The organism is Nocardia fusca NBRC 14340 (assembly GCF_001618425.1).
GTDB lineage: Bacteria > Actinomycetota > Actinomycetes > Mycobacteriales > Mycobacteriaceae > Nocardia > Nocardia fusca.
The window spans coordinates 141,314-164,984 of the sequence record NZ_BDCU01000017.1 but is presented as its reverse complement, the minus strand read 5'-3'; the positions used below and the strand labels follow the sequence as shown (position 1 = coordinate 164,984).

Annotated in this window: 24 protein-coding genes and 1 pseudogene; 17 read left to right on the top strand and 8 right to left on the bottom strand. The window is 69.7% G+C overall.

Annotated features, from left to right (window positions below):
* The first annotated feature begins 50 nt into the window (after positions 1 to 50).
* Positions 51 to 521, top strand: coding sequence for a B-4DMT family transporter (locus tag NF4_RS07200; protein WP_232330345.1), 471 nt, complete (start codon positions 51 to 53; stop codon positions 519 to 521).
* A gap of 192 nt (positions 522 to 713) precedes the next feature.
* On the opposite strand, the gene aroB is transcribed toward NF4_RS07200, so the two are convergent.
* The 4 genes and pseudogenes from aroB to NF4_RS07180 form a co-directional block, all read right to left on the bottom strand.
* The gene (gene aroB, locus NF4_RS07195) at positions 714 to 1,832 is read right to left on the bottom strand and encodes a 3-dehydroquinate synthase (protein WP_063126502.1); all 1,119 of its coding nucleotides are present in this window, start codon (positions 1,830 to 1,832) and stop codon (positions 714 to 716) included.
* A 368-nt stretch (positions 1,833 to 2,200) separates the two neighbouring features.
* Positions 2,201 to 2,719, bottom strand: a pseudogene (locus NF4_RS39095) (shikimate kinase); the annotation flags it as partial.
* The gene (gene aroC, locus NF4_RS07185; protein ID WP_063126828.1) at positions 2,719 to 3,936 is read right to left on the bottom strand and encodes a chorismate synthase; all 1,218 of its coding nucleotides are present in this window, start codon (positions 3,934 to 3,936) and stop codon (positions 2,719 to 2,721) included. The pseudogene NF4_RS39095 and the gene aroC, both read right to left, overlap by 1 nt.
* A 97-nt stretch (positions 3,937 to 4,033) precedes the next feature.
* Entirely contained in the window at positions 4,034 to 4,525 is a 492-nt protein-coding gene (locus tag NF4_RS07180) for a prepilin peptidase (RefSeq protein WP_063126827.1), read from the bottom strand.
* A gap of 166 nt (positions 4,526 to 4,691) precedes the next feature.
* Between NF4_RS07180 and NF4_RS07175 the strand changes: the two genes are divergently transcribed.
* The 5 genes from NF4_RS07175 (at position 4,692) to NF4_RS07155 (ending at position 7,835) form a co-directional block, all read left to right on the top strand.
* Positions 4,692 to 5,828, top strand: a complete 1,137-nt coding sequence (locus NF4_RS07175) for a M24 family metallopeptidase (protein WP_063126500.1) — start codon at positions 4,692 to 4,694, stop codon at positions 5,826 to 5,828.
* A gap of 36 nt (positions 5,829 to 5,864) precedes the next feature.
* Entirely contained in the window at positions 5,865 to 6,428 is a 564-nt protein-coding gene (gene efp, locus NF4_RS07170) for an elongation factor P (protein WP_063062821.1), read from the top strand.
* Between the two features lies 1 nt (position 6,429).
* The gene (gene nusB / locus NF4_RS07165; protein ID WP_063126499.1) at positions 6,430 to 6,942 is read left to right on the top strand and encodes a transcription antitermination factor NusB; all 513 of its coding nucleotides are present in this window, start codon (positions 6,430 to 6,432) and stop codon (positions 6,940 to 6,942) included.
* Between the two features lies 1 nt (position 6,943).
* Positions 6,944 to 7,201 (top strand): YciI family protein, encoded by a 258-nt coding sequence (locus NF4_RS07160; RefSeq protein ID WP_063126498.1) that lies wholly within the window; start codon positions 6,944 to 6,946, stop codon positions 7,199 to 7,201.
* Between the two features lie 100 nt (positions 7,202 to 7,301).
* Positions 7,302 to 7,835 (top strand): DUF4334 domain-containing protein, encoded by a 534-nt coding sequence (locus NF4_RS07155; protein WP_063126497.1) that lies wholly within the window; start codon positions 7,302 to 7,304, stop codon positions 7,833 to 7,835.
* Here the strand turns inward: NF4_RS07155 and NF4_RS07150 are convergent, their stop codons facing one another.
* Positions 7,836 to 8,810 (bottom strand): quinone oxidoreductase family protein, encoded by a 975-nt coding sequence (locus tag NF4_RS07150; RefSeq protein WP_063126496.1) that lies wholly within the window; start codon positions 8,808 to 8,810, stop codon positions 7,836 to 7,838.
* A gap of 14 nt (positions 8,811 to 8,824) precedes the next feature.
* Here NF4_RS07150 and NF4_RS07145 point away from each other — a divergent pair, with 14 nt between their 5' ends.
* Positions 8,825 to 9,460, top strand: coding sequence for a TetR/AcrR family transcriptional regulator (locus NF4_RS07145; RefSeq protein WP_439956741.1), 636 nt, complete (start codon positions 8,825 to 8,827; stop codon positions 9,458 to 9,460).
* Between the two features lie 11 nt (positions 9,461 to 9,471).
* On the opposite strand, the gene NF4_RS07140 is transcribed toward NF4_RS07145, so the two are convergent.
* The gene (locus NF4_RS07140; protein ID WP_063126495.1) at positions 9,472 to 10,092 is read right to left on the bottom strand and encodes an alpha-ketoglutarate-dependent dioxygenase AlkB; all 621 of its coding nucleotides are present in this window, start codon (positions 10,090 to 10,092) and stop codon (positions 9,472 to 9,474) included.
* A 337-nt stretch (positions 10,093 to 10,429) separates the two neighbouring features.
* On the opposite strand from NF4_RS07140, the gene NF4_RS07135 reads away from it, so the two are divergent.
* Positions 10,430 to 11,947, top strand: coding sequence for a serine hydrolase domain-containing protein (locus NF4_RS07135; protein ID WP_232330344.1), 1,518 nt, complete (start codon positions 10,430 to 10,432; stop codon positions 11,945 to 11,947).
* A 130-nt stretch (positions 11,948 to 12,077) separates the two neighbouring features.
* On the opposite strand, the gene NF4_RS07130 is transcribed toward NF4_RS07135, so the two are convergent.
* Positions 12,078 to 12,662: a TetR/AcrR family transcriptional regulator gene (locus tag NF4_RS07130; protein ID WP_063126824.1), complete on the bottom strand. Its 585-nt coding sequence runs from the start codon at positions 12,660 to 12,662 to the stop codon at positions 12,078 to 12,080.
* 119 nt (positions 12,663 to 12,781) lie between these two features.
* Between NF4_RS07130 and NF4_RS37560 the strand changes: the two genes are divergently transcribed.
* Together NF4_RS37560 and NF4_RS07125 are read left to right on the top strand one after the other, a co-directional pair.
* The gene (locus NF4_RS37560) at positions 12,782 to 12,928 is read left to right on the top strand and encodes a hypothetical protein (protein WP_157120041.1); all 147 of its coding nucleotides are present in this window, start codon (positions 12,782 to 12,784) and stop codon (positions 12,926 to 12,928) included.
* 99 nt (positions 12,929 to 13,027) lie between these two features.
* Entirely contained in the window at positions 13,028 to 13,906 is an 879-nt protein-coding gene (locus NF4_RS07125; RefSeq protein WP_063126494.1) for an alpha/beta fold hydrolase, read from the top strand.
* Between the two features lie 2 nt (positions 13,907 to 13,908).
* Here the strand turns inward: NF4_RS07125 and NF4_RS07120 are convergent, their stop codons facing one another.
* Entirely contained in the window at positions 13,909 to 14,826 is a 918-nt protein-coding gene (locus NF4_RS07120) for a TIGR03564 family F420-dependent LLM class oxidoreductase (protein ID WP_063126493.1), read from the bottom strand.
* Positions 14,827 to 14,933: 107 nt separating this feature from the next.
* On the opposite strand from NF4_RS07120, the gene NF4_RS07115 reads away from it, so the two are divergent.
* The 7 genes from NF4_RS07115 (at position 14,934) to carB (ending at position 23,662) form a co-directional block, all read left to right on the top strand.
* Entirely contained in the window at positions 14,934 to 15,515 is a 582-nt protein-coding gene (locus tag NF4_RS07115; RefSeq protein WP_063126492.1) for a TetR/AcrR family transcriptional regulator, read from the top strand.
* A gap of 196 nt (positions 15,516 to 15,711) precedes the next feature.
* Positions 15,712 to 16,344 (top strand): bifunctional pyr operon transcriptional regulator/uracil phosphoribosyltransferase PyrR, encoded by a 633-nt coding sequence (gene pyrR, locus NF4_RS07110; protein ID WP_063126491.1) that lies wholly within the window; start codon positions 15,712 to 15,714, stop codon positions 16,342 to 16,344.
* Positions 16,341 to 17,297, top strand: coding sequence for an aspartate carbamoyltransferase catalytic subunit (locus tag NF4_RS07105; protein ID WP_030521483.1), 957 nt, complete (start codon positions 16,341 to 16,343; stop codon positions 17,295 to 17,297). The genes pyrR and NF4_RS07105 overlap by 4 nt, the downstream gene beginning before the upstream one ends.
* Positions 17,298 to 17,368: 71 nt before the next feature.
* Entirely contained in the window at positions 17,369 to 18,691 is a 1,323-nt protein-coding gene (locus NF4_RS07100) for a dihydroorotase (RefSeq protein WP_063126490.1), read from the top strand.
* On the top strand, positions 18,691 to 19,188 hold the full coding sequence (locus NF4_RS07095; RefSeq protein ID WP_030521481.1) for a PH-like domain-containing protein: 498 nt from the start codon (positions 18,691 to 18,693) through the stop codon (positions 19,186 to 19,188). The genes NF4_RS07100 and NF4_RS07095 overlap by 1 nt, the downstream gene beginning before the upstream one ends.
* Positions 19,185 to 20,303: a glutamine-hydrolyzing carbamoyl-phosphate synthase small subunit gene (carA, locus tag NF4_RS07090; RefSeq protein ID WP_063126489.1), complete on the top strand. Its 1,119-nt coding sequence runs from the start codon at positions 19,185 to 19,187 to the stop codon at positions 20,301 to 20,303. The genes NF4_RS07095 and carA overlap by 4 nt, the downstream gene beginning before the upstream one ends.
* Positions 20,303 to 23,662 (top strand): carbamoyl-phosphate synthase large subunit, encoded by a 3,360-nt coding sequence (gene carB, locus NF4_RS07085; protein ID WP_063126488.1) that lies wholly within the window; start codon positions 20,303 to 20,305, stop codon positions 23,660 to 23,662. The genes carA and carB overlap by 1 nt, the downstream gene beginning before the upstream one ends.
* The last annotated feature ends 9 nt before the right edge of the window (positions 23,663 to 23,671 follow it).

Genomic DNA, 23,671 nt, shown 5'->3' with positions numbered 1-23,671 from the left:
ATATCTGTAACGGGTTCTAGTCCGGTGCGCGGGGAGTTATGGTGATCGGCATGACTGCGTGGTTGTTGCGGGCACTGGCGCTCGGCGGGCTGGCCGTCGTCCTGCGGGTGCTCCTCGGGTTCGCGATGGGCTACATCCCGACCTACGGGGTGTGGTTGCGGCTGCTGTGCCTGGTGGTGCTGGTCGGTGCCGCGGTGGCCTTGGGCGTGCGCGACGGCCGGGCCGACCGCCACGAGCACCCGAACCCCGAGCACGGCGCGGACCTGACGATCCGGTGGCTGCAGACCGCGGTGGTCGCCGGCGTGGGCAGCGGACTGGTGTCCTGGCTGCTCGATTTCCTGCCGAAGGTCGACCTCGGCGACGGCGGCCTGCTGTTCGAGGCCACCGCCGCCTCGTCGTTCATCGTCCTGCTGGTCTTCGTGCCCGGACTCGTCGGGGTGGCCGTCGGACGGCGGCTGGGCAGCCGTGACAACGAGCGGTCGGCGGGTGGTGTCACCCCCGCGCTCGGCTCGCCCGCCTGACGGTCCGACGAGCCCGATCCGGCCGGGAACAGCTGTCGCCGGTCATCACGCGGCGGAGAGGACGGGCTCGGACAGGCGGAATCGCCGTGGACCGGGGTGAGCTTCCGGAAAGAGTGCGGGTACCCGGGCACGCGGGCCGCGATCGTAGCGATCGCGGCCCGCGTCTGGTCTCACAGCCGGGGTCGGCCGGTCTCACAGCAGGATCGCGCTGCCTCCGGTGGACCCGGAGCCGGCGACCGCCGAATACGCGGCGGCGAGCAGGGCGGGGTCGGGGCCTTCCAGCCGGCCGGGTTTGGCCAATCCGTCGAGCACCACGAACCGCAGCACACCGGAGCGGGTCTTCTTGTCGGTCTGCATACTCTCCAGCAACTGCGGCAGAGCATCGGGATCGTAGGTGGTGGGCAGCCCGACGCTCTCCAGGATGCTGCGGTGCCGGTCGGCGGTGGCGTCGTCGAGCCGGCCGGCCAGCCGGCCCAGTTCCGCGGCGAAGACCAGACCCACCGACACCGCCGCGCCGTGCCGCCAGCGGTAGCGCTCCCGGCGTTCGATCGCATGGCCCAGCGTATGACCGTAATTGAGGATCTCGCGCAGCGCGGACTCCTTGAGATCGGCCGCGACCACCTCCGCCTTGACCGCGACCGCCCGGCGGATGAGCTCTGGCAGTACCTCGCCGGTCGGGTCCAGCGCGGCCTGCGGGTCGCGTTCGACCAGGTCGAGAATTACCGGGTCGGCGATGAACCCGGCCTTGATGATCTCCGCCATCCCCGCCACGATCTCGTTGCGCGGCACGGTTTCCAGGGTCACCAGATCGACCAGCACCGCGGACGGCTCGTGGAAACAGCCGACGAGGTTCTTCCCCGCTTCGGTGTTGATACCGGTCTTACCGCCCACCGCGGCGTCCACCATGGCCAGCAGCGTGGTGGGTACGTGGACGACCTTCACCCCGCGCATCCAGGTCGCGGCGACGAATCCGGCGAGATCGGTGGCCGCGCCACCGCCGAGGCTCACCACCACGTCGTTGCGGGTGAGACCGATCCGGCCCAGCACCTCCCAGCAGAAACCGGCGACGGCGAGTTCCTTGCCCGCCTCGGCGTCCGGGATCTCGATGCGGTGGGCGTCCAGGCCGGCCTCGGCCAGCGTGGCACGCACCACCTCGGCGGTCTCGACCAGCGACGGCTGATGGAACAGGGCGACGGTCCGTACGCCGCCCGCGCCGGTGACCGCCTCGACGAGGTCACCGAGCAGACCGCGGCCGATGATCACCGGATAGGGCTGTGCGGTGCGGACCTCGATACGCGTCGGTTCTGTCACGTGTGCTGCTCCGATCCTGTCTGTGTCTGTTCGGCCTGTTCTCGTTGCTGCCGCCGGGCCCGGGCCCGTCTGGCGCGCGCCCGCCGGGACCGGCCCGGGGTGCGCAGGCCGTTGTCGGCGGCCTGCGCGGGCTCGGCGGCGGGTGAGGTTCCGGTGTCGCTGCCCGTGGTGCCCGATGCCGCCGCATCGCCTCCGGAAGCGGCCGGAGTACCGGGCTCGCCGGGGGTCGTCGCGCGTTGTGCCGCGGCCCGGCGCGCCCGCGCCCGGGCCCGCCGGCGGGCCCGGGACCGGCTGGTGCGCTGGATACCCGAGCCTTCGAGCAGATCCGTGTCGGGGGTGTCGGCGGCCACCCGGACCGATTCCAGTGCGAGTTTCCCCAGAATCGAGCGGACCACACGGCCGGGACTGCGGCCGTCGGTGCGCACCCGGACCGAGGTCACCTCCCGGTAGAGCGGCCGCCGGGTTCGCATGAGTTCCCGGTATTTCGCCCCCGGGTCGGCGCCACCCAGCAGCGGCCGGTGGGTACCGGCGCCCGTGCGGCGCAGTCCCTCGGCGATGCTGATCTCCAGATACACCACGGTCCGGTCGCGGAGCAGGGCACGAGTGCGTTCCGAGAGCACCGCGCCGCCACCGAGGGAGACGACACCGCTGCGGGTGGCGAGCGCGTCGCCGACCACCTCTTCTTCGATCCGGCGGAATTCGGTTTCCCCGTCCTCGGCGAAGATCTCCGGAATGGTGCGGCCGGTCGCCTCCTCGATCCCGGCATCGGTGTCGTAGAGCTCGACGCCGAGTTCCCGGGCGAGTTTGCGGCCGATGGTGGTCTTGCCCGCCCCGGGCGGGCCGATCAGCACTACCAGTGGGCCGTGCGGACCGGTCTGCTCGGTCATTACGCCGGGTCGGCGACGGTATCGCCCGGGTTCAGATGGGGGCGCCCGCTGATCCGCTTCATATAGCCGTCGAGGTTGCCCACCGTCTCGGCGAGCGAATCGCCCCCGAACTTCTCCAGCGCGGCCTGGGCCACCACCAGCGCGACCATCGATTCGGCGACCACGCCGGCCGCCGGAACGGCACAGACATCGGAACGCTGGTGGATCGCCACGGCCTCTTCGCCGGTGGACATATCGACCGTGGCCAGGGCGCGCGGCACCGTGGAGATGGGCTTCATGGCCGCGCGGACGCGCAGGGCCTCCCCGTTGGTCATCCCGCCCTCGAGACCGCCGGCGCGGTTGGTGGACCGCAGCACGCCGTCGCCGCCGGGTCGCATCTCGTCATGGGCCTGGCTGCCCCGGCGCCGCGCCGTCTCGAAACCGTCGCCGACCTCGACGCCCTTGATGGCCTGAATACCCATGAGCGCCGCCGCGAGCCGCGAGTCCAGCCGGTTCTCGCCGCTGGTGAAGGAGCCGAGTCCGATCGGGAGCCCGGTGACAACCACCTCGACCACCCCGCCCAGCGTGTCGCCGTCCTTCTTCGCCGCCTCGATCTCGGCGATCATGGCCGCCTCGGCGTCGGCATCGAACGCGCGCACCGGGCTCTCGTCGATCGCTGCCAGATCGGCGCCGGTGGGGACCACTCCGGTGGTGTTCGCGGCCGTACCGATGGAGACCACATGGGAGACGACCTCCACCCCGAGGGCCTGGCGCAGGAAGGCGCGCGCCACCGTCCCGGCCGCGACCCGGGCCGCCGTCTCGCGGGCGCTGGCGCGTTCCAGCACCGGGCGGGCGTCGTCGAAACCGTATTTGAGCATGCCCGAGTAGTCGGCATGGCCGGGGCGGGGGCGGGTGAGCGGAGCGTTGCGGGCCAGTTCGGCCAGTTCGGCCTCGTCGACGGGATCGGCGGACATGACGGTGGTCCACTTGGGCCATTCGGAATTGGCGATCTCGATGGCGACCGGCCCGCCCATGGTCCGGCCGTGGCGGACCCCGCCGATCACGGTGACCTTGTCGGCCTCGAACTTCATCCGGGCGCCGCGGCCGTAGCCCAGCCGTCGGCGCGCCAGCTGTGCGGAGATCTCCTCCGAGGTCACCTCGACACCGGCGATCATCCCTTCCAGGATGGCGACGAGAGCGGGTCCATGGGATTCTCCAGCAGTTATCCAGCGCAGCACGCCGACCATCTTCCCATGTCGGCGCGACAGACGGGGGATGCGGTCGGCCGTGCTCATCGCCCCCGGGACGTGCGTGGTGCCCGGGATTGCCGCGGGGTCACCACAGGGCGAGTCCGAGAAGTGTCGCCGCACACATCGACGGACCGTGCGGGATCGTGGGTCCGGGGCCTTCCGGCGCGGGCGCCCGCGGGCCGGCGCCACGGTACCGGCCGCCGTATATCCGTCGGCCCGCCCGGGAGCCGAGCAGTGCGCCGACTCCGGCGATCGCGGTACACACCGGTGCCGCGACCGCCGACCAGACCCAGACCGGACCACCACCGAGCCCGGCAGCCGCGCCCAGTCCCACGGCCAATTTCACGTCACCGGCCCCGAGGACGGCCGGGCGCGTCAGGTGGATCAGCAGATACGGGGTCGCGAGCAGCGCCGCGCCCCGGGCGGCGGCGGGGAAGTGTCCGGTCAGTGCCGCGTAACCGAGCACGGTCACGGCTCCGGGCGCCGTGAGCAGGTTCGGTAGGCGCCGGGAGCGGATATCGCTGATGCTCAGCGCCGCGCACCAGACTGCCAAGGCGAGGAATCCGAGGGTCGTCATACCGTCCACGATCGCCGCCGGCGGGCCGGACCGGTGGCGGCGAACGCGATCTGTGGACAAGTCGGGCCGCCGGGCCGGTATGTGAATAGCGGGTGGTCCTCATTTCCCGGTGGCTGCCGCCCGGTCGGCCCGTGTGCCGAGGCCGGGTCGGCGGTACTTTTATGCCATGTCTGCTGATGCCGGTCGGAGCCCGCGGGTCCGGCCCGATTACGCTTCCCGGCGCGGTGCCCTGCGCAACCTGCTGGTCCAGAACGAGATCGACGGCCTCCTGGTCACCGATCTGGTGAACATCCGCTATCTCACCGGATTCACCGGCTCGAACGCCGCGCTGCTGGTGCACTCGTGGGACACCCCGGGCGCGGAGGACCGCACCGTGATCTCGACCGACGGCCGCTACGACACCCAGGTTGCCGAGCAGGTTCCCGATCTGCGCGCCGAGATCGCCCGGGCGGTGTCGCGCCGGGTGGTGGAACTGGCGGGGGAGTGGCAGTTCGGCAGGCTGGGTTACGAGAGCCATATCGTCACCGTCGATCAGCACCGGGCGCTGCTCGAGCTCGGTTCGGGCCTGGAGTTCGTGGCGACCCCGGGCCTGGTCGAGCAGCTGCGCATGGTCAAGGACGAGTACGAGATCGACCTGCTGCGCACGGCCTGCGCCGTCGGTGACGGGGCCTTGGCGGCACTGCTGGAGACCGGGGCGCTGCGGCCGGGACGCACCGAGCGTCAGGTCGCCCGGGATCTGGAATGGGCGATGTTCGAGCGCGGGGCGGCCGGGATCGCCTTCGAGACCATCGTCGCGTCCGGGGCGAATTCCGCCGTTCCGCATCACCGGCCCACCGAGGCGGTACTGGCCGCCGGTGATTTCGTGAAGATCGATTTCGGCGCCGTGGTGGACGGCTACCACTCGGATATGACCCGGACCTTCGTGCTGGGCGAACCCGCGTCCTGGCAGCGCGAGGTCTACGACCTGGTGTATGCCGCGCAGCGGGCCGGCCGCGAGGCGCTGCGGCCCGGTGTGCCGTGCGCCGATGTGGACGCGGCCGCCCGCGAGGTCATCGCCGCCGCCGGGCACGGGCGGCTGTTCGTGCACGGTCTGGGGCACGGAGTGGGGTTGCGCATCCACGAAGCGCCCGGAATCGCCAAAACGGGCACGGGTACACTCCAGTCTGGCGTGGCGGTGACCGTCGAACCAGGTGTGTACTTTCCCGGCCGCGGCGGGGTCCGGATCGAGGACACGCTCGTGGTGCGCGAAGGGGGCCCGGAACTGCTCACCAACACCAGCAAAGATTTGATCGTCGTCGGATGACGACGGTCGCCCGAGAACCGAGGAGACCCGAAGACAGTGGCGGACACCAGCGACTTCAAGAACGGCCTCGTGCTGAAGATCGACGGTAATCTCCAGCAGATCGTCGAGTTCCAGCACGTGAAGCCGGGTAAGGGTCCCGCGTTCGTGCGGACGAAGCTGAAGAACGTGCTGTCGGGCAAGATCGTCGACAAAACCTTCAACGCGGGTGTGAAGGTGGAGACCGCCACGGTCGACCGCCGCGATATGACCTACCTCTACCACGACGGCTCCGATTACGTCTTCATGGACGGCGAGACCTTCGACCAGATCGCCATCGCGGAGAGCACCATCGGCGAGCAGGCCCGGTTCCTGCTGGAGAACATGACCGTGCAGGTCGCCACGCACGAGGGTGCGCCGCTGTACGTGGAGCTGCCGGTCACCGCCGAGCTCGAGGTCACCCACACCGATATCGGTCTGCAGGGCGATCGCTCCACCGGCGGCACCAAGCCCGCCACCGTGGAGACCGGCGCCGAGGTCCAGGTCCCGCTGTTCATCAACACCGGTGACAAACTCCGCATCGACACCCGCGACGGCAGCTACCTGGGCCGCGTCAACTCCTGACGTGCCCGATCAGTCCGCGGACAAGAAATCCGCCTACAAGAAACTCGGCGCCCGCCACAAGGCGCGCCGCCGGGCAGTGGACCTGCTCTTCGAGGCCGAGGCGCGCGATATCGATCCCGCCGATCTGGCCGACGAGCGGATCGAGCTCGCGGCCCGCGATCAGGGTGTGGCGCCGGTACACGCCTATACCCGCACCCTGGTGGACGGTATCGCCGAGGAACTCGACCGGGTGGACGGGACCATCGAGTCCTATCTGCAGGATTGGACGCTGCCCCGGTTGCCCGCGGTGGATCGCGCCATTCTGCGGGTCGCGGTATGGGAGCTGCTCTACGCGCCCGATGTCCCGCCGATCGTCGCGGTGGACGAGGCGGTGGAACTGGCCAAGGAACTGTCCACCGATGATTCCCCGGGGTTTGTGAACGGGGTGCTCGGGCAGGTGGTGCTGGTAGCTCCGCAGATCCGGGCCGCGGCCGCGGCCGCCGGGCGTTCCGGCGATCCGGAATCGGAGGACTGAGATGCGCAAGTACCTGGTGCTGGCCCTCCGCGCTCCGGCCTACGACCCGGCGGTGGCCGAACCGCACCGCCGGTTCCTCGCCGAGCTGCGGGCGAAGGGCATGCTGCAGGAAAGTGGTCCGTTCACCGACGGCAGCGGCGGCGCGTACCTCGTGCTCGCGGATTCGCTCGCGGCCGCCGAGGCGGTGGTGTACACCGATCCGCTGCACACCACCGGCTCGTCGGCGATCACGGTCCACGAATGGGAGATCACCGGCTGACCCCGTACCGGACCCCTTCGGCCCCGGTCCGAAGCGCGACTCGATGAGAGGGCGATAGGCTGTTCATCGCAACGTCCCATGATGTCGAGGAGTGCGGACCATGACCGAGAACGCGGGTATCACCCTGCCCGACGGCGGATGCACTGCCGCGGAGGCCTGGGAGATCTTCGACCGGTTGCCGGCCGCGCGGGTGGACGAGGTGACCACCGGCCGCTGGCGCGGCTCGGAACTACCCACCGGCCACCCGATGGACGGCACCCTGTCCGAATCGGGTTGGTACGGAAAACAGTTCGATGCGCCCGATCAGGTGCATCCGCTGCTGTTCACCGATGAGCGCGGCACCGTATTCGCGGTGGATCCGCGCCGGGTCCCGCTTTCGCTGGCGGGACGGATTCCGGCGCACTGGCTGCGCCCGGTCCGCAGGAATCTGCGCACTCTCGGCCCGCTGCTACGTACCCGCAAAGCGACGGCCCGGCTACGCGATATCGAGTACCGCGGCGTGGTCAGCGCCGCCATGGTCTACGACCATCTGCCGATCATCGACCATTTCCGCCGGCTCGGCGACGACAGGCTGCTCGGGGTCATGGATATGCGCGGTCTGGCCGAACCGTACTTCTTCGTCCTGACGCGCTGATCAGCGCCCCGCCGGGCCCGGCCGCAGGATGATCTTGCCGAGCGGCGCCCGGGATTCCAGCAGCTCGTGGGCCGCGGCGGCGCGGTCGAGCGGCAGGATCGTCTCCACCGGTGCCGCCAGAGCGGGTACCCGCTCGAGTATCGCGGCGCGGGCGCGGCCCACCCGGCCGTGCCAGGCGGGGCCGGAGCATCCGGTGAGCGTCAGCCCGTGCGGGATGAGGTCGGCCGCCGAGATGCGGGCGGGTTCCCCGGAGAGCCAGCCGTAGCTGAGCATCCGGCCGGAGCCGGGCGTCATGATATCGAGCAGCGCGGCCGCCGAGGTACCGCCGAGTGAGTCGAACACGATATCGATCGTGCGGCCCGCTTCCTCGCGCAGTTCCCCGGGCCAGTGCTCGTGGCGGTGGTCGATCACGTCGTCGGCGCCCAATTCCCGCGCGCGCCGGACCTTCTCCGGACCGCCCGCGGTCGCGATCACCCGGGCCGCGCCGAATTCGCGGGCCAATTGGACCAGGTAGGCCCCCACGCCGGTGGCGCCCGCCTCGATCAGCACTGTTTCGGCGCCGGTCAGCGCTGCGGCTTCCAGCAGCGCCAGTGCCACCGAACCGCTCATCGTCACCGCCGCCGCGTCGGCGGCCGTGACGCCCGCGGGAATCGGGGTCGTGGCTTCCACTCGCGCGCGGACCAGCTCGGCGTACGACCCCGTCCCGTCCGTATCGGCCACCACCCGTCGCCCGAGGTGCTCGGGTCCGACGCCCTCGCCCACGGCGATCACTTCGCCGGCCGCCTGGAAGCCGAAGACGACCGGCGGTGGCGAGGCCATCGGAAACGCGCCGGAACGCAGCTGGGTTTCGGGGTACAGGACGGGAATCGCCTCGGTCCTGATCACTACTTCGCCCGGGCCGGGGGTCGGGTCCGGGGCTTCCCGGGGTACCAGCACCTCGGGGCCGCCGGTATTCGTCATTACGATTGCCTGCATTGAAACTCCATAAGTTGACTGACGGTCCAGATAACTTCTTCAAGATATGGACCGTCGGTCAAGTTGTCAACGAAGGTGGTGCGACAATTCCGAAGGAACGCGCGGACGCCGCCCGCAACCGGCGCGCCATTCTGGACGCGACCGCGGCGCTACTCGCCGAGCACGGCCCGGAGGCGGTCACCATGGACCGGGTCGCGGCGGCCGCCGGCGTGGGCAAGGGGACGATCTTCCATCGCTTCGGCAACCGTGCCGGATTGCTGCACGAGATGGTCGCCGAAAGCGCGGTCACCCTGATGTCCGCCGTCACCGACGGGCCTCCGCCGCTGGGGCCCGGTGCGCCGGCCGCTGACCGATTGCTCGCCTTTTTCGCCGCCATGGCCCGGTTGGTGATCGACAACCTGGCGCTCATGGAGGTCTATCGGGTGGTCCCGCCGCACCCGCGCACCGAGGAGTTCCACCGGTTCTGGCGCGCCCACATCACCGCGCTGCTGAGTGAAGCGCGCCCGGATCTGGACGCGGAGACGGTCGGGCGGCTGCTGCTGGACGGTCTGGCAGGTCAAACCGTACCGGACATGGTCCGCGCGGGATCGACCGATCGGTTGCTGGCGGCGGTCGATCAGCAGGTGCGCGCGGTACTGCGCGCGCCGTAGCGCCTCGGGTTTCAGCGCACGTTGCGCGGCCGGAACTGGATGCTGATCCGCGGCCCGGTCACCCGCCGGGTCTTGGGTACCGCGTGCTCCCAGGTGCGCTGGCAGGAGCCGCCCATGACGAACAGATCGCCGTGACCCGGGTGGAAGCGCAGGCTCGGCCCGCCGGCGCGCGGTCGCAGCAGTAGTGGCCGTGGCGCTCCCAGGGTGAGGATGGCGACCATGGTGTCGTGCGTGGCGCCGCGTCCGATGGTGTCGCCGTGCCAGGCCACGCTGTCGCGGCCGTCGCGGTAGTAGCAGAACCCCGCGGTGCGGAACGGTTCGCCGAGTTCGGGTCCGTAGTAGGCGCTGAGGGCTTCGCGGGCCTCCTCCAGTACGGGGTCCGGTAGCGGGTCGGATTCGCCGAAGAAGCAGAGCAGTCGCGGTACCTCGACGACCCGGTCGTACATCTGCCGCCGCTCGGCCTGCCACGGCACCGTCGCGGCCAGTTGTTCGAACAGGTCGTCGGCGCCGCGCAGCCAACCGGGGCGCAGATCGACCCAGGCGCCGTGGGTGAGCGGGGTGCGCCCGACGCCGGTCAGCGGGGCGAGTTCCGCCGCCCCGAAGCCGTCGAAGAGTGAACCCTGCAGAGCCATGCGGTCAGATTACCCGGTATTCGAACGTATGTTCCCATCGGGTCGGTAACGGGACCTCGACGCGCCGATCGCCGGGCGCCGGCGCTCGCGGAGCATCGCCGGTGGGTGCGCGGAGAGGGACACATGACTGCTCCGGCTGGTTCTGAGTCGGCTGAACAGCGCCGATGCCGTATCAGCGGCTGTATCAGGCCGGCATCAGGGCGGTGTCAGCGGATCCGGCGACAGTATTCCCATGAGCAGCACAGTGAACAGCGTGCCTCGGACGGACCCGGTATCCGTTCGATCGGATTCCGCCGCAGCATCTTCGGCGGCAGCATCTTCGAAGGAGTACGTCACCATGTCCGTCACCCTGACCGACCGGGAACAAGCCATCCTGCGGACCGCCGCCTACGGCGCCGTGTCCTTGATCGCCGCCACCGGTGCGGCCCACTCGGCCGTGGCACAAGGGTCCCTCGCCCTGGCCTCGGCGACCGGCTTGGTCGGCCGTGTGCTCGCCGCGAGGTCCGCGGACACGGAACTCACCGGAAAGACCGTCGCCGAACTCGCCGACCAGGTGTTCCCGGCTCTGAGTGCCGCGGTGAACCTGCTGGAGAGCAAGGATGCGGCCGAGGCCGAGAACTTCCGTGGCACGGTCGGCCGCGCCGTCGGCGCCGCCGCCCGGCCCCGCCGGGGCGAGCCCGGCCCGGCGACGGTCGAGATGGCCCGCAAGATCACCGTTGCCCTCGCCGGGGCGGGGTCCGCGGACCGCCGGACCGAGCCGGCGGCCGCCGGACCGGATCGTCCGGGGTTGCGGAAAGCGCTGGAGGAGATCGTGGCGTCCGGTTTCACCGGGATCACGGTGCGGGTGCACGATGAGCGGGGCGAGTGGGCCGGCAGTGCGGGGTTGGCCGAGCTGGGTGGTTCGGTGCCGCCGCCGATCGACGGGCATGTCCGGATCGGCAGCAATACCAAGACTTTCACCGCGACGTTGGTGTTGCAGCTGGTGGGTGAGGGCAGGATCGGGGTGGATGTCCCGGTGGTGGAGTATCTGCCGGAGTTCGGGTTCGACGCGCGGATCACGGTGCGGATGCTGTTGCAGCACACCAGTGGCCTGTTCAACTTCACCGGGGAGTACTACGACGACGGGACGGTCGTCGCGGGGATTCCCTGCACCATCTCGGGTAAGGCGTGGGTGGACAACCGGTTCCACAGCTACGAGCCGGAGGAGCTGGTCCGGCTGGCGCTGTCGAATCCGGCGCGGTTCGAGCCGGGGGCGGGCTGGAGTTATTCGAATACCAATTACGTGGCGGCGCGGCTGCTGATCGAGAAGGTCACCGGACGCCCGGTCGCCCAGGAGATGCAGCGCCTGATCCTGGGACCACTGGGACTGACGGGCACCATAGCGCCGACCACGCAGACCGGGGTCCCCGAGCCGCACGCGCACGCCTACTACCGCTACGAGGACGCCGGCGAGGAACTGACGATCGACGTCACCGAACACAATCCCTCCTGGATCTCCAGCGGCGGTGACATGATCTCGACCGCCCGGGACCTGCACCTGTTCATCTCAGCGCTGAACAGCGGCAAGCTCCTGGCGGCCGACCTGCTGGCCGAGATGCGCGCCTCCCGTCCGACGGGTATTCCCGGGATGGGTTACGGCCTGGGGGTGTTCGTCCAGGACATAGCCGGCGGCGGCACCGTCGTCACGCACAATGGCGGCGCCGGGGGCCATGCGGCGCTGATGTACAGCACGCCTGACGGCAGCAAGACGCTGACTGCCACGCTGAACTATGTGGACGACGCGGCGCTCTCGCTCTCCGCGCAGTTCCAGCAGGCGACGCAGCGGCTCGTCGGCGAAGTGTTCGGCGCCGAGTAGCCCGCTCCGGCCGGGTCCGGCCGCGCCGGTGACGGCGACCCGCTCTCCGCGAGAGCCGGCCTCGGTCACACCGTGCGTTCGCGCATACAGGCCGCCGGCGGGGTGAACTCGATGCGCCGGACGGGGCGCGTCATCGATCGACGGTGGTGGGGATCGCGCGCTCCACTGCCGTTCGCACCAGGTCACGGGCCTGTTCCTCGGTGAAGACACCGGGGAGGGTGAGTCGTTCGAGGATCAGCCAGTTCAGGGCGAGGAACAGCAGCACGACGGTGTCCTCGTCGCCGGGCATCCCGAAGTCCAGGTGGTTGCGGATATTGAAATCCAGATCGGCGCGCACCCGCTCGGTGAGCAGGGCCTGTAGTTCGGGTCGCCGGGTGGCTTCCAATCGGAGTTCCAGGAGGGCGAGATAACCGGTGCGGAAGCGGGTGACGCGGCCGACGACCTCGGTCATGAGCTCTGTGACGGTCTCGCGGGTGCGTGGTCCGTGCAGGGCGGCCATGGCCGATTCGTCGGGGATCAAGCGCTCGTAGTACCGGTGGCCCACCTGGACCAGTAGATCGTCGCGGTTGCTGAAGTAGTTGGAGGCGGTTCCGGCGGGTACCGCCGCCGCTTTGTCCACTGCGCGGAAGGTCAGTCCCCGGGCGCCGTCTCGGGCCAGGATCTCGATCGATGCGTCCAGCAACGCCTGACGGCGTTCGGGATTCGTGCGGACCACTTGACACCACTCCATCTGTAGTACTACGGTTCAAACCACTTCGAACAGAGTACTACATCTGAGGCGGTAAGGCTGCGTAGCTCCCGCCGTCCCCTCGAAGACCCGGTACGCACCGGTACATGAAAGGCGCAACCGATATGCGAAAGCAGCACGGCACCTACCCCGTCCGTACCAACCAGCAGCGTTTCGTGGCTCGTCCCGTCCCCCCGCGGGTGACCGCCGCCCGCAACGGCGGGCCCCGCACCGGTCGGCGCGGCGCCCGCTGAGGCGGAGCCGGAAGCCCGCCTCGCCAGGGCGCGCAGTGGAACGCAACAAGGAACAGCACCGGCGCGACCGGTGCGTGTACAGAAGAGGACACCCGCCCCATGCACGACGTGAATCTCTGGAGTGAAGAGTTCGGCACCGCGACGGATACGCCGATCCTGTTGATCATGGGGTCGATGTCGCAGGGCATTCTGTGGCCGGACGAGTTCGTCGGCCGCCTCGTCGCCGGGGGTCGCCGGGTGATCCGGTACGACCACCGCGACACCGGCCGGTCGGACGCCGTCGATTTCGCGGCGCATCCGTACACGTGGAGTGATATCAAGGACGACGTCTATCGCGTGCTGGACGCGCACGGGCTGCGGAGCGCGCACCTGGTCTGCCACTCGGCGGGTGGGCTGCTCGGCCAGTACATCGCCGTGGAGCGGCCGGAGCGGGTGCGCTCGCTGACCGTGATCGGTTCCTCGCCGCTCGGCGGCGGCGAAGGCATGGTCCTCATGCGGGCGCTGCTGGGTGAGCCGCAGCCCGAAGGGAGCCTGCCGGAGCCCACGCCGGAGTTCGTCGCGTTCTACCGCGCGCTGATGGCCGCTGCACCACCGGACAACCGGCACGACCGGATCGACGGCATGGTCGCCGAGCAGCGCCTGCTGCACGGCGCCGGGTTGCCGTTCGACGAGGACGCGGCACGCCGGCTGCAGGAGCGGATCCACGACCGCGCCCGCGATCTGCCCGCCGTGGCCAACCACCGGCTGGCCGCGGCGGCGCAGCCGGATTTCGAACCGGTGGGCGTGCTGCACCGAGTGCAGGCGCCCACGCTGGTCGTCGAAGGCAGCCACGAGCCGGCCAAACCGGGCCACGGCGCGCTCATCGCCGAGCAGATCCCCGGGGCGCGGCTGATGATCGTGGCGGGTATGGGCCATACGCTGCCGCCGGAGGTGCACGAGGAGCTGGCCGCCGCCGTCCTCGCGCAGACGAAGGAATGAGATCACCGGTTTTCGCCGACCAGCTCGGCCAGCAGTTCGACCGTGCGGTCCTGTTCGGCGGCGGTGCCGAAAGGGACCGCCATGAATTCGGTGACTCCCGCATCGTCGAGCCGGGCCAACGCCCGCCGCACCCGCGTCGCGGTGCCCACGATCGCGATGTCCCGTGGGCCGGCCACTCCCTCGCGGTCCAGCGTCGCGCGGTATTCCGGCACCTGGGTGGCGAGCGCGAACTGTTCGGCGATCCGGGTGCGGACGTCGTCCTCGGCGTCGGTGAGACAGACCGGTAGGCCGGCGACGATCCGCGGTGCGGGCCTACCGGCGGCGGCCGCTGCCGCGGTGATCCCCGGGACGATGTGCTCGGCCAGGACCCTGGGCCCTGTCATCCAGGTCGCCGCGCCGTCCGCGAGCTCTCCGGCCAGTCCGACCATTCGCGGTCCCATCGCTGCGACCAGTACGGAGGGTGCGGGCACGGCACCGGGGATCGTCACCGCGCCCACGGCGGTCAGTGTCTCGCCGCGGTGATCGACGGTCTCTCCGCGGAGCAGCGGGCCGAGCACGGTCAGGTATTCCCGCATACGTGCCGCCGGCCGGTCCGCCGAGAGGCCGAGCATTCCCGTCACCATGGCGCCGATTCCCGCGCCCACGCCCAATGTCAGCCGTCCCGCCACCGCGGCCTGCACGGTCAGGGCCTGTGCCGCGAGTGTCATCGGGTGCCGCTGGGGCGTGGGGACCACCGACGTGCCCACTGCGATATCGAGGCCGCCGCCGACCGCTGCGAGAGTGGTCAGCGCGTCCCAGCCGAGTGCCTGGCTCACCCACGCGGTCGTGAATCCGGCGTTCGCCGCGGCTCGGGCCTGGGTGGCTATCTCTGCCCATGTCGCGGGACCGCGAACCTCACCGACGGCCACACTGATCTGCATTCTTCCGGTCTCCTCGGATCGAACCCCGGTTAAGTGGAGGGGTCACCCCATTTATTGTCCGGTACGATATGGGGTCTCCACCCCATTTGGCAAGAAGGTGCTCGTAGATGGCCGAGAGTCCCGGTCAGGCCGGTCGGCGTCGCGCCGATGCGCGCCGCAATCGAGACCGATTGGTCACCGCAGCGAGTGCGGTGATCGCCGAAGCCGGCCCCGGGGCCTCGCTGGAGGAGATCGCCCGCCGCGCCGGAGTCGGTTCCGCCACCCTCCATCGGCATTTCCCCCACCGGTCCCAACTGCTGGAGGCGGTGCTCCACGACCGGGTGCAGGCATTGAGCACGCGCGCCGAAGAGCTGCGGGCGGCACCACATGCCGGTGCCGCACTCATGGCCTGGCTACGCGACCTGGTGGCCCACGCGGCTGCCGCGCGCGGGTTCGGGCCGGCGCTGACGGGCTACGAGTTCACCGGGGACTTCTCACCCCACGCTGTGCTCCGGGATGCCGCCGGGGGTCTGCTCGCCCGTGCCGGGCAGGAAGGTTCGGTCGCTCCCGCGGTGACGGTCGACGATGTACTGCAACTCGCTCACGGCATCGCGCTGGCCGCCGAATCATTGCCGGAGCCGACGAAGCGCGCGGACGTGTTGCTGACGCTCGCGGCCGAGGGCCTGCTGCGCTCCGGCGCGACCGGCTGAGATGCCGGTCGACAAGGACCGCTCACCGCTGCCGGTAACCGCAGTCACAGCCGGTGGCCCCCCCGGCGGGCGTGGCCCCACTCACACTCCGAGGCCGGTCCTCACCTGGTGAAAGTCCCCGTTCGGCGGCTGATAGGCTGCTCGGCGTAAGACATCCTTTAACGGACCGTCCAGTGAGGCGGGGAAGGAGGTCGGTATGGCCGTGCCCGAAGAACGCGGTGCTGCCGAGGCGACGTCAGCTCCCGAGCGGCACACCCCGGAATGGGTCGCGACGGGGCGCGAACTACTTTCCGCCTCCGATGTCGGCCGCACCATCGCGCGGATCGCACACCAGATCATCGAACGCACCGCCCTGGATTCGGGCGATCCCGGTACGCCCCGGGTAGTGCTCATCGGTATTCCGACCCGCGGCACCACCCTCGCGCACCGGCTCACCGACAGGATCGAGGAATTCTCCGGAGTCCGGCCCGCGCTCGGGTCCCTCGACATCACGCTCTACCGCGACGATCTGCGCACCAAACCGCATCGTCCGCTGGAACGCACATCGGTCCCCGAAGGCGGGATCGAGGACGCGCTGGTCGTACTCGTCGACGATGTGCTCTTCTCCGGACGCACGGTGCGCTCCGCGCTGGACGCGCTGCGGGATCTGGGCCGGCCGCGCGCCGTCCAGCTGGCGGTCCTGGTGGACCGCGGACACCGCGAACTACCGATCCGCGCCGATTTCGTCGGCAAGAACGTGCCCACCGCGCGCACCGAGGACGTGTCGGTGCTGCTGTCCGAACCCGACGGCCGCGACGGGGTTTTCCTGCATCAGGGGGAGGGTCAGTGAGACATCTGCTGACGGTGACCGATCTGGATCGCGACACCGCCACCGAACTGCTCGACGAGGCCGAACGGTTCGAACAGGCACTGCTGGGCCGCGAAGTGCGCAAGCTCCCCACCCTGCGTGGACGCACGGTGATGACGGTGTTCTTCGAGAACTCCACTCGCACCCGGGTCTCCTTCGAGGTCGCGGGCAAATGGATGAGCGCCGATGTGATCAATGTGAGCGCGAGCAGCTCCTCGGTGGCCAAGGGAGAGTCGTTGCGCGATACCGCGCTCACCCTGCATGCCGCGGGTGCCGACGCGCTCATCGTGCGACATCCCGCCTCCGGTGCGGCCCATCAGATCACCCGCTGGTTCGAGGACTGGTCGCGGCAGTCGGGCAGTTCGGTGCCCGCGGTGATAAACGCCGGTGACGGCACCCATCAGCACCCCACCCAGGCGCTGCTCGACGCGCTGACCCTGCGTCAGCGGCTCGGCGATATCGCCGGAAAACGGGTGGTGATCGTCGGCGACATCCTGCACAGCCGGGTGGCCCGGTCCAATGCCTTCCTGCTGTCCACGCTCGGCGCGGAGGTGGTGCTCGTCGCGCCGCGCACGCTGCTGCCGGTAGGCGTCGAGGGCTGGCCGGTGCGGGTCTCGACGGACCTGGATTCCGAACTGCCCGGCGCCGACGCCGTCCTCATGCTGCGGGTCCAGGCGGAGCGGATGAACGGCGGATTCTTCCCGTCGGCCCGCGAATACTCGATCCGCTACGGCCTCTCGGAGCGCCGGCTGGCGCTGCTCGACGAACAGGCGGTGGTGCTGCACCCCGGCCCGATGCTGCGCGGTATGGAGATCGCGTCGTCGGTGGCCGATTCGCCTCGCGCCGCCGTATTGCAACAGGTGACGAATGGAGTCCATATGCGGATGGCGGTGCTGTTCCGCCTGCTGGTCGGAGTGCAGGAGGCCGCGGCGTGAGCGAGTCGGGCCCGGAGGCGGCAGCCGAGCGTAACCACGGAGAGTCCTCGCGCACACCCGGAGCGCACAGGGTGAGCGATAACGTGCTGATCACCGGGGTGCGGCCCTACGGCGAGGGCGAGCCGGTGGATGTGCTGATCGCCGGCGGCGTGATCCGGCAGATCGGGACGGGCCTGCCGGCCGAGGACGCCGAGATCGTCGACGGCACCGGGCAGGTGCTGCTGCCCGGATTCGTGGATCTGCACACCCACCTGCGCGAACCCGGCCGCGAAGACACCGAGACCATCGAATCGGGTTCCGCCGCCGCGGCGCTGGGCGGCTACACCGCGGTCTTCGCCATGGCCAACACCTCGCCGGTCGCCGATACCCAGGTGGTCACCGACCATGTCTGGCGGCGCGGGCAGGAAGTCGGGCTGGTCGATGTGTACCCGGTGGGCGCGGTGACCGTGGGCCTGGCCGGCGCGCAGCTCGCCGAGATGGGCACCATGGCCGCCGGCGCGGGCGCGGTACGCATGTTCTCCGACGACGGCCACTGCGTGCACGACCCGCTCATCATGCGGCGCGCGCTGGAGTACGCCCGCTCGCTGGGCGTCCTCATCGCGCAGCACGCGGAGGAGCCCCGGCTCACCTCCGGCGCGGTGGCGCACGAGGGACCGACCGCGGCCCGGCTGGGTCTGGCGGGCTGGCCGCGGGCCGCGGAGGAATCCATCGTCGCGCGCGACGCGCTGCTGGCCCGGGACGCGGGCGCACGGGTCCACATCTGCCACGCTTCCACAGCCGGCACCGTGGAATTGGTGAAATGGGCCAAAGCGCAAGGTATCTCGATCACCGCCGAGGTCACGCCGCATCATCTGCTGCTGACCGACGCCCGCCTGGAAACCTATGACGCGGTGAACAAGGTGAACCCGCCGCTGCGTGAGGGCTCCGATACCGAGGCACTGCGGCAGGCCCTGGCGGACGGCATCGTGGACTGTGTCGCCACCGATCACGCCCCGCACGCCGAACAGGACAAATGCTGCGAATTCGCGGCGGCCCGGCCCGGGATGCTGGGTCTGGAGACCGCGTTGTCCATCGTGGTGGAGACGATGGTGCGGCCCGGTCTGCTGGACTGGCGCGGGGTCGCCCGGGTGATGAGCGAACGGCCCGCCGAGATCGTCGGCCTCGACGACCAGGGCCGCCCGATCGCCGAGGGCGAGCCCGCCAACCTGGTATTGGTCGACCCGGAGGCCGACTGGACCGTCGAGGGCGGGGACCTCGCGAGTATCGCGAGCAACACCCCCTATCAGGCGATGACGCTGCCGGGTCGGGTCACCACCACACTGCTGCGCGGCCGGATCACCGCCCGCGACGGGGTGGCCGCCGCACCCGCGGGCGTACGAGTAGGAGAGCGCTGATGGAGCGGACACTGTGGGTTATCGGCTGCGTTCTGCTGTGGGCGCTGTTCGTCTACCTCATGTACCGGGGCTGGCGTAACCGTGCCGCCCGGCAGGCCGACCGCATCGGCGACCTGCCCCCGGTACCGGAGGAGACGGGCGCGCAGGTCCTGGATCCGACCACCGGTCTCTACCTCGGCAGCACCATCGCGCCGAGCTGGCAGGACCGGATCGCGGTCGGTGACCTCGGCTTCCGCGCGACCGCGGAGCTCACCCGCTTCGAACACGGAATCCTGCTGGAACGGCAGGGCGCGTCCGCGATCTGGATCCCGGAGGAGTCCATCTCCGTGATCCGCACCGAACGCGGACACGCGGGCAAGGTCATGAGCGAGGGCGGCGTCCTGGTGATCCGCTGGACGCTGCCGTCCGGGACCGAGATCGACACCGGGTTCCGCGGCGACGACAAAACGGTGTATCCGGCCTGGGCGCGGGCAACGACGGGAGACGACGAGAAATGACGACAACAACGGCCGCAGCCCTGGTTCTGGAAGACGGACGGGTCTTTCGCGGCACCGCCTACGGCGCGGTGGGCCAAACCCTCGGCGAAGCGGTGTTCTGCACCGCCATGACCGGGTATCAGGAAACCCTCACCGACCCCAGCTATCACCGGCAGATCGTGGTGGCCACCGCCCCGCAGATCGGCAATACCGGCTGGAACGACGAGGACGACGAATCGCAGCAGATCTGGGTCGCGGGCTACGCGGTCCGCGATCCCGCGCGCCGCGCCTCGAACTGGCGGTCCAGCGGCACCCTGCCGGGACAGCTGGAACAGCAGAACATCGTCGGCATCGCCGGTATCGACACCCGTGCGGTGGTGCGGCATCTGCGCAGCCGCGGCTCGATGAAGGCGGGGATCTTCTCCGGCCCGGCGCTCGCCGATACCGAGGAACTGCTCGCCCGGGTCACCGGCCAGCCGTCCATGCTGGGCGCCGATCTCGCCGGTGAGGTCAGTACCGACCGGATCTACACCGTCGAACCGGAGGGCACTGCCCGGTTCACCGTGGTCGCCGTCGACCTCGGGATCAAATCCAACACTCCGCGGATGTTCGCCGCCCGCGGTATCCGGGTGCATGTGGTCCCGTCCTCGACGAGCCTGGACAAGCTGCTGGAACTGAAGCCCGACGGCGCGTTCCTGTCCAACGGTCCGGGTGACCCGGCCACCGCCGATACCGCCGTCGCCCTGACCCAGGGCATCCTCGACAAGGGGCTGCCGCTGTTCGGTATCTGCTTCGGTAACCAGATCCTGGGCCGGGCGCTGGGCCGCGGCACCTACAAGATGAAATTCGGGCACCGAGGGATCAATATCCCGGTCGTCGAACACGACACCGGCCGTATCTCCATCACCGCGCAGAACCACGGGTTCGCGCTGGAGGGGGAGCGCGGCGAACAGTTCGACACCCCGTTCGGCAAAGCCGAGGTCAGCCATGTCTGCGCCAACGACGGCGTCGTGGAGGGGGTGCGCCTGATCGACGGCCGCGCCTTCTCCGTGCAATACCACCCGGAAGCGGCCGCCGGGCCCCATGACGCCGCGTACTTGTTCGACCGGTTCTCCGGTCTGATGGAGGGATCCTGATGCCACGCCGTACCGATCTCGAACACATTCTGGTCATCGGCTCGGGCCCGATCGTCATCGGTCAGGCGTGCGAGTTCGACTACTCGGGCACCCAGGCGTGCCGGGTGCTGCGCGCCGAGGGACTGCGCGTCTCGCTGGTCAACTCCAATCCGGCGACCATCATGACCGACCCGGAATTCGCCGATTCCACCTATGTGGAACCGATCACCCCGGAATTCGTCGAAAAGGTCATCGAGAAGGAACGCCCCGACGCGCTGCTGGCCACCCTCGGTGGGCAGACCGCGCTGAACACCGCGGTCGCGCTGCACGAGCGCGGGGTGCTGGCGAAGTACGGGGTCGAGCTGATCGGCGCCGATTTCGATGCCATCCAGCGCGGTGAGGACCGGCAGAAATTCAAGGACATCGTGGCGCGGGTCGGCGGGGAGAGCGCCCGCTCCCGGGTCTGCTACACCATGGACGAGGTCCGCGAAACCGTCGCGGAACTGGGCTTCCCGGTCGTGGTGCGGCCCTCGTTCACCATGGGCGGGCTCGGGTCCGGGATGGCCTACGACGAGACCGATCTCGACCGGATCGCCGGCGGCGGCCTGGCCGCCTCACCGACCGCCAATGTGCTGATCGAGGAGTCGATCCTCGGCTGGAAGGAATACGAACTCGAGCTGATGCGCGACGGCCGCGACAATGTCGTGATCGTCTGCTCGATCGAGAACGTGGACCCGATGGGTGTGCACACCGGCGACTCCATGACCGTCGCCCCTGCCCTCACCCTCACCGACCGCGAATACCAGAAGATGCGCGATCTGGGTATCGCGATCCTGCGCGAGGTCGGGGTGGACACCGGCGGCTGCAATATCCAGTTCGCGGTGGACCCGGCCGACGGCCGGCTCATCGTCATCGAGATGAACCCGCGCGTCTCGCGGTCCTCGGCGCTGGCGTCCAAGGCCACCGGTTTCCCGATCGCCAAGATCGCGGCCAAACTGGCCATCGGTTACACGCTCGACGAGATCGTCAACGACATCACCAAGGAAACCCCGGCCTGTTTCGAACCCACCCTCGACTATGTCGTGGTGAAGGCGCCGCGGTTCGCGTTCGAGAAGTTTCCCGGCGCCGACCCCACCCTGACCACCACCATGAAATCGGTGGGCGAGGCCATGTCACTGGGCCGCAATTTCGCCGAGGCGCTCGGCAAAGTGCTGCGCTCGCTGGAAACCAAAGCGGCCGGGTTCTGGACCGCCGCGGACGGGAAGTGGGCACCGGCCTCCACCGATCAGGCCGATATCGACGCCGCGATCGCGGAGATCCTCGCGGATCTGCGCACCCCCACCGAGGGCCGGATCTACCAGGTGGAGCGCGCCCTGCGGTTCGGGGCGAGCATCGAGGACGTGGCCGCCGCCTCCGGGATCGACCCGTGGTTCGTCGCCGAGATCGCCGGCCTGGTGGACCTGCGCGCGGAACTGCTCGAGACCCCCGTCCTGGACGAATCGCTGCTGCGGCGGGCGAAATACCACGGCCTCTCCGATCGCCAGATCGCCGAGCTGCGGCCGGAACTGGCCGGTGAGAGCGGTGTGCGCGCCCTCCGGCACCGGCTCGGGGTGCGGCCGGTGTTCAAAACGGTCGATACCTGTGCCGCCGAATTCGAGGCCAAGACCCCGTACCACTATTCGGCCTACGAACTCGATCCCGCGGCCGAATCCGAGGTCGCCCCGCAGCCCGATCGGGACAAGGTGATCATCCTGGGTTCCGGGCCCAACCGGATCGGCCAGGGCATCGAATTCGACTACTCGTGCGTTCACGCCGCGCAGACACTGTCGGCGGCCGGCTACGAGACCGTCATGGTCAACTGCAACCCGGAAACGGTGTCCACCGACTACGACACCGCCGACCGCCTCTACTTCGAACCCCTCACCTTCGAGGACGTGCTCGAGGTCTACCACGCCGAATCCGAGTCCGGTACGGTCACCGGGGTCATCGTGCAGCTCGGCGGGCAGACCCCGCTGGGGCTCGCGGAACGGCTCACCGCCGCCGGGGTGCCGGTGGTCGGCACCAGCGCCGCCGCCATCGACCTGGCCGAGGACCGCGGCGAATTCGGTGACGTCCTGATCGCCGCCGGGCTGCCCGCGCCCAAGTACGGCACCGCCACCACCTTCGAGCAGGCCCGCAAGATCGCGGCCGATATCGGCTACCCGGTCCTGGTGCGCCCCTCGTACGTGCTGGGCGGTCGCGGTATGGAGATCGTCTACGACGAGCAGTCCCTCGAGGGCTACATCTCGCGCGCCACCGAACTCAGCCCCGAACACCCGGTGCTGGTGGACCGGTTCCTGGAAGACGCCATCGAAATCGATGTGGACGCGCTCTGCGACGGCGAGGAGGTCTTCCTCGGCGGCGTCATGGAACATATCGAGGAAGCCGGTATCCACTCCGGCGACTCCGCCTGCGCGCTGCCGCCGATCACGCTGGGCCGCAGCGATATCGAGGCGGTGCGCCGCTCCACGGTCGCGCTGGCCAAGGGGATCGGCGTCAAAGGTCTGCTGAATGTGCAGTACGCGCTCAAGGACGACATCCTCTACGTCCTCGAGGCCAACCCGCGCGCCAGCCGCACCGTACCGTTCGTCTCGAAGGCCACCGCCGTACCGCTGGCCAAGGCGGCCGCGCGGATCATGCTCGGCACCACCATCGCCGAACTCCGCGCCGAGGGCATGCTGCCCGAGGGCGACGGCGGGCATGTCGCGCTGGACGCTCCGGTGGCGGTCAAGGAAGCGGTCCTGCCGTTCCACCGCTTCCGCCGTGCCGACGGGAGCCAGGTGGATTCGCTGCTCTCGCCGGAGATGAAATCCACCGGTGAGGTCATGGGAATCGACGCCGACTTCGGTACCGCGTTCGCCAAGAGCCAATCCGCGGCGTACGGATCGCTGCCCACCGAGGGCACCGTGTTCGTCTCCATCGCCAATCGTGACAAACGTGCCATGGTGTTCCCGGTGAAACGCCTGCACGACCTCGGCTTCCGTATCCTGGCCACCGCCGGAACCGCGGAAATGCTGCGTCGCAACGGAATCCCCTGCGAGCAGGTCCGTAAGCACTCGGATCCGGTCTCCCCGTCGGGCGGCAGCAATACGCCCCCGCAGCCGTCCATCGTGGACCAGATCCGCGACGGGGAGGTCGATATGGTCTTCAACACCCCCTATGGCAATTCCGGCCCCCGGGTGGACGGCTACGAGATCCGCAGCGCCGCGGTCGGCGTCAACATCCCCTGTATCACCACGGTCCAGGGCGCCGCGGCGGCCGTCCAGGGCATCGAGGCCAGTATCAACGGCGGACTGGGCGTGCGGTCGCTGCAGGAACTGCACTCGGCGTTGCGCGGCTGAGGGCGCGGG